Source organism: Rheinheimera texasensis (genome assembly GCF_964031785.1).
GTDB classification, from domain to species: Bacteria; Pseudomonadota; Gammaproteobacteria; order Enterobacterales; family Alteromonadaceae; genus Pararheinheimera; species Pararheinheimera texasensis_A.
Map to the genome: position 1 here is coordinate 1 of NZ_CAXIRE010000020.1, position 10,145 is coordinate 10,145.

A 10,145-nucleotide genomic window follows, 5' to 3' on the forward strand; every position below is an offset into this window, starting at 1 on the left:
CCGCAATGGTGAGTTCAATAGAACCCTCAAAGGAACGGGGTTTAAGAACGCAACCAATGTTGCTCTTCTGGCTGTCACACAGCGGCTGAGCACACCCGAAGCTCTGCGAGGGTGCAGACTCAAACGAAGCCGCGATGTTGACGCCTTAGGAGCTCCAAAGCCAACAGTTTTGCGTTGCTGGCTGTCACACAGCGGTTGAACAATCCCGAGCTCCGCGAGGGTGCAGACTCAAACGAAACTGCAAAACGCAAACAGTTTGATGTTGTTATGACATTCCGGTGGGCTAATGTGCAGCTTGATCGCGTTACACGGGGTAATAAATGCAGTTTTTAACGGATAATTGCTCGCCGTTTAGCTACAAAATCGACCCTTTATCACCAAGCCTGCCCCTAATCAAGGTAAATGGTTAAGTTTATATTGATAAATTAATGATAAAAAAATGTTTATGGATACGATTCCGATTTCGTGTTCTAAATTCTCCTCACCCAGATAACTGCGTAAGGAAGATAGGATGAAATGGATTATCCCAATGTTGGCTTTTGTAACGCTTACTATGAGTTTTACTACGCCTGCTGTAGAAAAAAATTACTTTGATACTTTTCCGTACGGTTGTAATCAACAAGAGCAACCCAGCTCAGTTGCATATTTTAAACAATATTCACCTCATATGCTGATCCATGCTGTGGATATTGACTTTGTTGTAAAACAAACTGGAGTCTGTACGTCACTGTTGATTGCGTTAATGGAACAAGAAACTGGTTTAATTCGCCGACACACGATCAAGCGAAAACCCTGGATCCAACCGTTTGGTAAACTTTCCAAGAAGTATGGATTTATCGCGCAACTTGTTGATGTTGCAGTAAAACTTCGGCAATTGAAAAACCGGGCTTATTCAGGTTATCTGCCTGCAAATGAGAAAATGGCTTATCTATTTAATGTACAAATGCCGGTAGGCACGCCGAAGCGACTTTTGCAAATGGAAGCGCGTGCGAGATTTAAAACGTTATACAGAGATATGTTCATGCTTGAGTATATTCCGACATATTACTTGCATAGCAGTGATTTTGGTTTAAAGCAGGATCTGTTACTACGGAGTTGGCAGTTTCGTCAGGACATGGTCAGACCCATACTCGCAGTTGCCTGATAATGAGTTACCTGAATGTTTACAGTGCGGTAAAGAAGTTATCTTCTGAACTCTGTTGTAACCGAAAATGTGTCTGTAAATAGAGTTATGGCAAATACTCAATTTACTGTCTGTGATTTGCACCCCGAGTATCAAACAAAAAACGGACCTGAAGAGTCAGGTCCGGCACGTCTACACCATCACATCAACATTTTGTCCCAAGTTTCCGACTGGTGCTGGCTGCGGAGGCTGAGCCACCGTGGCGCTTTGTAATAGCTGCATCGTCATTTGAGCTTCTTGTTTCTGTTGAGTTTTTGCCAGAGCGGCTCCCAACATTTCATAGCTTTGGCCGACAGCCTGGCTACCGATGCTTTCAGTCATAGTTCCTCCCATGCCGTTACATCCTGCATGTTATCGACGTTTTAGCATATAACTTTAAGGGTTGTGGTGATTTATTCTGCAGCATGTTTATCAGCGAAAATTATTCCCACATGATCAATGAACCTTAAATCCTGCACATAAAAAAGCCCCGTTTGTTGCAGCAAACGGGGCCGGGGGCTTTTCGCTAGGAGTGACTTATGATTTCCAAAGCGTCAAGGTTCGGTGGGGACTGGTCATCCTATCTGGACCAATGCCGTTGAATTCGTCTTCATGGTTTGCGCTGGCAAAGCTGTCGTCAGCGGGCGGACTGGCCGGGTCGGGCCTTTTTTCACTGTGCCTTTAACCAGCGGTAGCGGAGCCATCGGAATATTGCCGAGTTTCGCAGCCAAACCTTGTTGTATATCGGCAACTGTATAACCAGCTTTAATTTTCATTCGTATATAGGGGATACCGCTGGCTTCTAAAGCACCGCTGACAAACCAATCGGGGACCGCTTTATGGCCTTCTTTATTGGTATTGTTCACAAGGTCTATGACCGCAACAATCGACATATCATCTAAGTTACAAAGCACGTAATCCAGATATTTGGCGTTGAGTTTCAACGACGCCGCCCTGCGGGTTTTACTGTCGGCGTTATCTTTTAGTTCAAGAATATCAGCCAGTTTCACCCGGTTGATAATTTTGTACTGCCCACCTACGGCACGTTCAAGTAACTGTAAGAAAGAACGCTCCACGTGAGTAAAGAGTTGGGTCTTTTTGTGAAAGGGGAATGGGTTACCATGATGGATAAAGCGATTCACGACAACTGCAGCCATCACCGCTAACAACACCAGCAGCACAATGATCAATTCCATAGACACCTCAGACAAATTTTTGACGTTCAGCAGAAACGGCGGCTTGCCGTGTGATTACTTAGCAGAAGTCATGCCAGAAAATATGATGTCTTCGTCACTCATTCATAATAATCCGTGATGCCAGACATATTTGGCATTAATGCCTGTGATGGCCTAATCAGGCCTATAGTGCTGCAAGTATCAAGAGTACAACGACACCGTAGCTGTCCGGTATCAAAGGACAGTTGAGCGTTGCACTGAGTAACTCCCTACTATATGAGGAAACAGTGATGACCACTTGCGCAGGATTTACGATTAAAGGCCCGCTGACGGCGGAATACGAACAAATTCTGACAGAAGCTGCCTGCAGCTTTGTGGTTGATCTGGTCCGTGAGTTCAGACCTGAACTGCACCAGTTACTTGCCACACGTCAGCAAGTACAGGCCCGCTTTGACGCCGGTGCTTTGCCAGACTTTTTGCCAGAAACTGCACATATCCGCCAAAGCGACTGGCAGGTTGCCGCTATCCCGGCAGATTTACAGGATCGCCGTACTGAAATCACGGGCCCGGTTGACCGGAAAATGATCATTAATGCGCTTAATGCTGATGTAAAAGTCTTTATGGCGGACTTTGAAGATTCACAGGCGCCCAGCTGGCAAGGGGTCATTGAAGGCCAGATCAATTTGCGGGATGCCAATCTTGGCACTATCAGCTACAGCGACCCGCAATCCGGCAAACAATATGCGCTGCGCGACAATCCGGCCTTGCTGATTGCGCGTGTCCGCGGTTTACATCTGTGGGAGCGGCATTTGGAAGTAGACGGCGCTCAGGTGCCGGGTTCACTGGTCGATTTTGCTTTGTATTTTTTCCATAACTATCAGATACGTCAGCAAAAAGGCACAGGTGTCTATTATTACCTGCCGAAACTGCAAAGTCATAAAGAAGCAGCCTGGTGGGATAAAGTGTTCCGCTTTACTGAAGCACGGTTTCAACAGCCAATAGGTTTCATCCGCGCCACAGTGCTGATTGAAACCTTACCGGCCGTGTTTGAAATGGACGAAATCCTTTATAGCCTGAAAGATCATATCGTGGCGCTGAATTGTGGACGCTGGGATTACATCTTTAGTTATATCAAGACCTTAAAAAATCATCCGGACCGGGTATTACCCGACCGGCAGGTCGTGACGATGAATCAGCCGTTTTTGAGTGCTTATTCGCGACTGCTGATCAAAACCTGTCACAAACGTGGTGCGCTGGCGATGGGCGGCATGGCGGCTTTTATTCCGGCGAAAGATCCGGTGGCCAATGCGGCCATTTTGCAAAAAGTGACAGCAGATAAATCGCTGGAAGCCAACAACGGTCACGATGGCACCTGGGTGGCGCATCCGGGGCTTGCCGCAACGGCTAATGCGGTCTTTGATGCGAAACTCGGCGACAAACCGAATCAGCTGCATGTCCTGCGCGAGCAAGACGCGCCGATCAGCGCGGCAGAGCTGCTGCAGCCAAGCGAAGGGGAGCGCACTGAAGCCGGCATGCGTACCAATATCCGTGTGGCGCTGCAGTATATTGCCGCCTGGATCAGTGGCAAAGGCTGTGTGCCAATTTATGGCCTGATGGAAGATGCTGCGACGGCTGAAATCTCCCGAACTTCGATCTGGCAATGGATTAAACATGGTAAGTCATTGTCAAACGGGCAATTAATTACCAAGGCTTTGTTCAGCACTATGTTGGCTGAAGAAAGTGCTGTGGTGAGGTCTGAAGTTGGGGAAGAGCTATGGCAACAACAATCCTTTGACAAAGCAGCGGCTTTATTGCTAAGTATCACCACAGCTGATGAGTTGGTGGACTTCCTGACCCTGCCAGCGTATGAGCTTTTAGTGTAACCCGAAGCAAAGAGGGGCATCCCAACCGCCCCTCTTTTTTTATCCGTAAGCTGGCGCAGACACCATATGTCTGACATTTGCTTAACTCAATTCCTCCGCAATCTCCACAATCAGCCGCCGTAGCCAGATATGGCTGGCATCCTGATGCAATAACGGGCTCCATATCATCTTCAGCTCAATTGACGGAATTGGGAAAGGCGGGTCCAGTACCTGCATGCTGCTGTCGTTTCTATACAGCATGGCGGCGCGATAGGGCAGGGTCGCAATCAAATCGGTTTCGACAGCCAGATGCATCGCGACATGATAGTTGCGCGTAAACACACCGATATTGCGTTGTTTGCCAAATTTTGCCAGCGCTTCGTCAACCCAACCAAGCTTTTGCACATCTGCCGGGTCCATCCCGACTCCAACACCAAAACCGGTTTTACTCACCCAAATATGCTGGCCTTTTAAATAGGTATCTAAATTGAAGTTCTGCAGAATAGGGTTTTGTTTATGCACCAGACAAGCAAAAGCATCTTTCCAGATGGTTTTTTGGTGGAAAGATTGCGGCAGTTGGTCAAAGCGGTTAATCGCCATATCCACTTTACCGTTTTCGACGTCATGAAAGGTCACATCAGACGGCGTCATAATGTCCAGCGAGGTGCCGGGCGCTTGTGCCCTCAGGCGCTTCAGCAATGCAGGAATCAGCGTAGAAGCCGCATAATCACTGGCCATAATGCGAAACACCCGATGGCTGTGTGCCGGTTCAAATTCTTTATTTGGCTGCAGCGTTTCTTCCAGTGTTAACAACACTCCGCGCACGATAGGTGCCAATTCTTTGGCGCGTTCTGTCGGCACCATACCGTCGGAGGTGCGGACCAGAATCGGGTCGTTCAGCAGGTCGCGCAGGCGTTTTAAACCGTTACTCATCGCCGGTTGGGTGATATTGAGCTGGTTGGCGGCCCGGGTGACATTTTTCTCCCTGAGCAACATATCCAGATAAACCAGCAGGTTTAAGTCGATTTTGCTGATATTCATCAAATCTCCCGTGAAATGGCGGTGTTGGCGCTAAATAGTCCGATTTTCATATTCACATAATGAATGATGAGCATCAGAAAAATCAACTGGATGAATCGTTTTGCCGAAACCTATAGTGAAATGCAACAGCGCAGGGCACACACAACACCTGCAGAGCTGCCAATAGAACGTACCCAACAGCCCGAACCCGATGAGGATGCAGTGATGTCAGCCTATTTACAGAAAGTCCAGCAACTGGAACAAAGTGTTAAAGCCAACGGCAGCGCCTGGAATGCTATCAGTGCTGAATATGCGACACGGATGCAACTGCAGAACAGATTTAACAGTGGCCTCGACATTGCGCAATACACCGCCGATATCATGCGTCGTGACATGGCGGAATATGACGCCGACAGCGCCAGCTATACCCAGTCTTTAGGCTGCTGGCACGGTTTTATCGGTCAGCAAAAACTGATTGCCATCAAAAAGCATTTTGGCAGCACGAAAAAACGTTATTTGTATCTGTCCGGCTGGATGATTGCCGCACTGCGTTCTGAGTTCGGGCCACAGCCGGATCAGTCGATGCATGAAAAAACCGCAGTGCCGGCATTGATTGAAGAGCTGTATACCTTCTTAAAACAAGCCGACGCCCGTGAACTGGGCGGTTTGTTCCGTGAATTGGATGCCGCTCGCGCTTCGGATCAGCAAAGCAAGGTCACTGAGATCCTGGCGAAGATCGACAATTTTGAAACCCATGTCGTGCCGATTATCGCCGACATCGACGCCGGTTTTGGTAATGCTGAAGCAACATACCTGCTGGCGAAGAAAATGATTGAAGCCGGTGCCTGCGCCATTCAGATTGAAAACCAGGTGTCGGACGAAAAACAATGTGGTCACCAGGACGGTAAAGTCACAGTGCCACATGCGGACTTCCTGGCGAAAATTAACGCGGTACGGTACGCCTTTCTTGAGCTTGGCATCGAAAACGGCATTATTGTCGCCCGTACTGATTCCTTAGGAGCAGGCCTGACTAAACAAATCGCTGTGACCAATGAGCCGGGTGATTTAGGCGACCTGTACAACAGCTTCCTGGATGGCGACTACATCCAAAGCGCTGACGATATCCAGAACGGCGATGTAGTGGTAAAAGCCAATGGCAAGCTGTTAAAACCAAAACGCCTGGCCAGTGGTTTGTTCCAGTTTAAAGCCGGCTCCGGTGTGGACCGGGTGGTGCTGGATTGTATTACCTCGTTGCAGCATGGCGCCGACTTGCTGTGGATTGAAACGGAAAAACCACACGTTGGCCAAATTGCCGAAATGGTTGACCGCATTCGCGCCGTGGTGCCAAACGCCAAGCTGGTTTACAACAACAGCCCGTCCTTTAACTGGACACTGAACTTCCGTCAGCAGGTGTTTGATGCCTGGGCCGCGGAGGGCAAAGATGTGTCGGCTTATGAGCGCGCCAAACTGATGAGTGTCGACTACGACAGCACCGCACTGGCGCTGGAAGCGGATGAACGGATCCGTACATTCCAGGCCGATGGCGCAAAACGGGCTGGCATCTTCCATCACTTGATCACGTTGCCAACGTACCATACGGCCGCGCTGTCGACCGACAATCTGGCCAAGGAGTACTTCGGTACAGCCGGCATGCTGGGTTACGTCAAAGGTGTACAACGTCAGGAGATCCGTCAGGGCATCGCCTGCGTCAAACACCAGAATATGTCCGGCTCAGACATTGGCGATGACCATAAAGAATACTTTGCCGGCGAAGCTGCATTAAAAGCAGCCGGTAAAGATAACACCATGAATCAGTTCTGAGGGGCGCTGATTTGTGACCAGCCGGTAAGCAGCAACCGCTTGCCGGCAATTGCTGAAACGAGTTTTACGTGGGTCGGGTGAATCGACTGTTGGCAGCCAAAGACTGGCTGCCTTTTTTATTCGCGCCATCCATGGCGCTCACCTTTCAGGCCAACGCTTTGCGTTGTTAAAAATTGCTCCAGGCAATTTTTTTATGCACAGGAAGTGCGGTACACGGAAAATGCAGGTACGTGGTACCCAGAGCTTTTCCGTGATGTACAAGAAAAGGTGATCACCGATTCATGCACTAAACTCGCCTTGCGGCTGCAGATTCAGCAATAACTGGCTTAGACGCACTTTGTGATACGGCAGATGGCGTTCGGCCTTGCCGGTTTTGAGCAGCACCAGTGAGTGCTCCTGAAATTCAACTGCTGCCCGCGCCGTACGGATTTGGTTGCCGTGTCGGCTGAAAGGCACCTGTGCCAGCGCCAGGCGTTCACACAATAACAGCTTTAACATCCGTTTATCATACATCTGCGTGTCTCCGCAAAACTGCAAGCAACGTCAAGGGATATCCTGACGCCGGGCAGTCTATCGGCCAGAGATGACAGAAAATTGAATCTGAGCTGGTTAAGTGACTAAAAAACAACCACTTGCAATCAACTTATTCCGCTGGCAGCTGATAGCTGTCGCAAATCACCTGCCAGGCGGCTTCGGCGCTGTCAACAAAGCGGATCAGCTCCAAATCCTGTGGGCTGATCAATCCCTCTTCAACCAGCAAATCAAAGTTGATTAACTTGCGCCAGAACTGTTCGTCAAATAACACCACAGGTACTTTACTGGCTTTGCCGGTTTGTAGCAGGGTCAGGGTTTCAAACAACTCATCCAGCGTACCAAAGCCGCCCGGAAAAGCGACTAAAGCGCGGGCGCGTTGCAGAAAATGCATTTTACGGATGGCAAAATAGTGGAACTGGAAGCAAAACTCCGGCGTGATATAAGGGTTTGGTCGCTGTTCGTGCGGCAGAACTATATTCAGGCCAATACTTTTGCCGCCAACCTGGTATGCGCCGCGATTGGCCGCTTCCATCACTCCGGGGCCGCCGCCGCTGATAATCATCAGAGCCGTTTTCGGACATTGTTGACTGTGTTGTGTCACCAGTTCGGCAAAACGCTGGGCTTCAACATAATAACGGCTGTTACGCACCTGGCGTTTGGCTTGCTGTAACCGCTGTTGCAGCGCCGGCTCATCCGGGGCCTGTGCCGCCTGTTGCTGAGCCTGCGCCAGCTGCAGCGACGCTTGCTCCGGAGATAGAAAACGGGCACTGCCAAATACCACCACAGTGGCTTTAACCTGATGTTGTTCCAGAATTAATTGCGGCTTCAGGTACTCCAGCTGCAGGCGGGCCGAGCGTAATTCATCTTGCATCAGGAATTCAGTATCGGCAAAAGCGAGCCGGTACGACGGATGATCCTGCAGCTCCAGCGCCTGTGCTAAAGCTTCACGGGCTGAACTGAAGTGACGGGCTTCTAACGGGTTTTTTGCGGTCATATCAAGGGCCTGCATCTGTTTTGACGTTGCAGGTTCTGCAGCGCCATCTTCAATCTGTTTGATCTAGCCTACCATGTTGTGCCTGATTTTGGTGTATGTTAACAGCGTCAACTCAGAAGGAAGCTGTCATGCCATTAGATGCTCGTTTAACATTTTTAGGCGCGGCCCGTCAGGTCACCGGGTCCTGTTATTTATTGCAGTGGAACGGTCAGAATGTGTTGCTGGACTGCGGTATGCAACAGGGCGGCGATCAGGTCACAGACTTGCACAAGTTTCGCTTTCAGTTCAGGCCCAAAGACATTGACGCGGTGATTTTGTCGCATGCGCATATTGATCACAGTGGTTTACTCACTCTACTGGTGGCGCGTGGTTTCCGTGGCCGGATTTTTTGCTCAGAAGGCACCGCCAGCCTGTTGCCGGTTTTATTAAAAGATGCGTTTTCGCTATATATCAAGGATCTGGAGTGGCAGAACCGGCAACGGGCACGGCTCGGTAAACCGGAGCAGGACCCGATCATGAGCCTCAAAGATGTGATGGCGGTCACCGACAGTCTGGAACCACTGCCTTACCAGCAAGATATTGATGTGCTCGATGGCCTGACGCTCAAACTGCACGATGCCGGCCATATTCTCGGCTCTGCTATTGTTGAGCTCTGGATCAAAGGCCATAAAGCCATGCGCCACCTGGTATTTTCCGGCGATTTGGGTAACCCGGCGACAGTGCTGATGCACGACCCGGCGCTGATTGAAAGCGCTGATGTGGTGCTGATGGAAAGTACCTACGGTGACCGCGATCACCAATGTCTGGAAAATACATTAGAAGAATTTGCCAGCGCACTGGATGCGGCGCACAAAGCCGGTGGCAATGTGTTTATTCCGGCGTTTGCGCTCGGGCGTTCACAGGAAATTCTGTATTACTTAGGCTTGCTTTATCATCAAGGCCGGCTGAAGCAACGCATGGTAGTGTTGGACAGCCCTATGGCGATTGAGATCACCCAGATTTACGACAAGCTGATTAAAGAGTTTGATCAAAAAGATACCCAGGTGTTTGCCCGTTATGGCGCCAAAGATCTGAAGTCGTTTTTGCCGATTTTGCATCTGACCAAAGATGTCGAAGAATCTATGGCACTGAACCGCATCAATCAGGGCGCGATTATTATTGCCGGTAGTGGCATGTGTAACGGTGGCCGTATCCTGCACCACTTTAAACACAACCTGTGGAAAAACGTTAATCATCTGATTTTTGTTGGCTTTCAGGCCAAAGGCACCTTGGGGCGCCGGCTGATTGACGGTGAAACCCGGGTGAAAATCCTCGGCCAGCCATTAGTGGTGCGGGCGGCTATCCATACCATCGGCGGTTTTTCTGCGCATGCCGGCCAAAGCCAATTGTTGGCCTGGGCCAAACATATCGGCGGCCAGCCACAGTTTTATCTGGTGCACGGCGAGCCGCAGGCGCAGGAAGCCTTAGCCGAAAAACTGCAAAGTGCCGGTATCAAAACTGAAATAGCTCAGATGGCGCAGCAAATCGTGTTGTAAAACCATACAATAAAAGCCGCGCGACCGGCCAAGAGCCGGTCG

At 49.8% G+C, this 10,145-nt stretch carries 9 protein-coding genes; 4 read left to right on the top strand and 5 right to left on the bottom strand.

Translation table 11 applies throughout. From position 1 onward, the window contains the following. Window positions 1-511 precede the first annotated feature (511 nt). A complete protein-coding gene (locus tag ABNT34_RS11420; RefSeq protein WP_348731716.1) occupies window positions 512-1,144 on the top strand; it encodes a hypothetical protein in 633 nt (210 codons plus the stop codon). A gap of 171 nt (window positions 1,145-1,315) precedes the next feature. Here the strand turns inward: ABNT34_RS11420 and ABNT34_RS11425 are convergent, their stop codons facing one another. Continuing rightward, window positions 1,316-1,504: a hypothetical protein gene (locus tag ABNT34_RS11425; protein ID WP_348731718.1), complete on the bottom strand. Its 189-nt coding sequence runs from the start codon at window positions 1,502-1,504 to the stop codon at window positions 1,316-1,318. A gap of 233 nt (window positions 1,505-1,737) precedes the next feature. Further along, window positions 1,738-2,358, bottom strand: coding sequence for a DUF2726 domain-containing protein (locus ABNT34_RS11430; RefSeq protein WP_348731720.1), 621 nt, complete (start codon window positions 2,356-2,358; stop codon window positions 1,738-1,740). A gap of 269 nt (window positions 2,359-2,627) precedes the next feature. On the opposite strand from ABNT34_RS11430, the gene aceB reads away from it, so the two are divergent. Continuing rightward, window positions 2,628-4,220 carry a malate synthase A gene (aceB, locus tag ABNT34_RS11435; protein ID WP_348731722.1) on the top strand — a complete coding sequence of 531 codons (1,593 nt, stop codon included), beginning with the start codon at window positions 2,628-2,630 and terminating at the stop codon, window positions 4,218-4,220. Between the two features lie 81 nt (window positions 4,221-4,301). Here the strand turns inward: aceB and ABNT34_RS11440 are convergent, their stop codons facing one another. Continuing rightward, window positions 4,302-5,240, bottom strand: coding sequence for a LysR family transcriptional regulator (locus tag ABNT34_RS11440; protein ID WP_348731724.1), 939 nt, complete (start codon window positions 5,238-5,240; stop codon window positions 4,302-4,304). Between the two features lie 204 nt (window positions 5,241-5,444). Between ABNT34_RS11440 and ABNT34_RS11445 the strand changes: the two genes are divergently transcribed. Next, window positions 5,445-7,040: an isocitrate lyase gene (locus ABNT34_RS11445; protein WP_348731726.1), complete on the top strand. Its 1,596-nt coding sequence runs from the start codon at window positions 5,445-5,447 to the stop codon at window positions 7,038-7,040. A gap of 279 nt (window positions 7,041-7,319) precedes the next feature. On the opposite strand, the gene ABNT34_RS11450 is transcribed toward ABNT34_RS11445, so the two are convergent. Both ABNT34_RS11450 and ABNT34_RS11455 read right to left on the bottom strand, forming a co-directional pair. Then, window positions 7,320-7,553 (bottom strand): hypothetical protein, encoded by a 234-nt coding sequence (locus ABNT34_RS11450; RefSeq protein ID WP_348731728.1) that lies wholly within the window; start codon window positions 7,551-7,553, stop codon window positions 7,320-7,322. 130 nt (window positions 7,554-7,683) lie between these two features. After that, on the bottom strand, window positions 7,684-8,568 hold the full coding sequence (locus ABNT34_RS11455) for a TIGR00730 family Rossman fold protein (RefSeq protein ID WP_348731730.1): 885 nt from the start codon (window positions 8,566-8,568) through the stop codon (window positions 7,684-7,686). Between the two features lie 128 nt (window positions 8,569-8,696). Here ABNT34_RS11455 and ABNT34_RS11460 point away from each other — a divergent pair, with 128 nt between their 5' ends. Next, window positions 8,697-10,103 carry an MBL fold metallo-hydrolase gene (locus ABNT34_RS11460; protein ID WP_348731732.1) on the top strand — a complete coding sequence of 469 codons (1,407 nt, stop codon included), beginning with the start codon at window positions 8,697-8,699 and terminating at the stop codon, window positions 10,101-10,103. The last annotated feature ends 42 nt before the right edge of the window (window positions 10,104-10,145 follow it).

Coding starts and splice junctions, on each gene's coding strand:
- ABNT34_RS11420 (WP_348731716.1), top strand. CDS start 512: ATGAAATGGATTATCCCAATGTTGGCTTTTGTAACGCTTACTATGAGT.
- ABNT34_RS11425 (WP_348731718.1), bottom strand. CDS start 1,504: ATGACTGAAAGCATCGGTAGCCAGGCTGTCGGCCAAAGCTATGAAATG.
- ABNT34_RS11430 (WP_348731720.1), bottom strand. CDS start 2,358: ATGGAATTGATCATTGTGCTGCTGGTGTTGTTAGCGGTGATGGCTGCA.
- aceB (WP_348731722.1), top strand. CDS start 2,628: ATGACCACTTGCGCAGGATTTACGATTAAAGGCCCGCTGACGGCGGAA.
- ABNT34_RS11440 (WP_348731724.1), bottom strand. CDS start 5,240: ATGAATATCAGCAAAATCGACTTAAACCTGCTGGTTTATCTGGATATG.
- ABNT34_RS11445 (WP_348731726.1), top strand. CDS start 5,445: ATGTCAGCCTATTTACAGAAAGTCCAGCAACTGGAACAAAGTGTTAAA.
- ABNT34_RS11450 (WP_348731728.1), bottom strand. CDS start 7,553: ATGTATGATAAACGGATGTTAAAGCTGTTATTGTGTGAACGCCTGGCG.
- ABNT34_RS11455 (WP_348731730.1), bottom strand. CDS start 8,568: ATGACCGCAAAAAACCCGTTAGAAGCCCGTCACTTCAGTTCAGCCCGT.
- ABNT34_RS11460 (WP_348731732.1), top strand. CDS start 8,697: ATGCCATTAGATGCTCGTTTAACATTTTTAGGCGCGGCCCGTCAGGTC.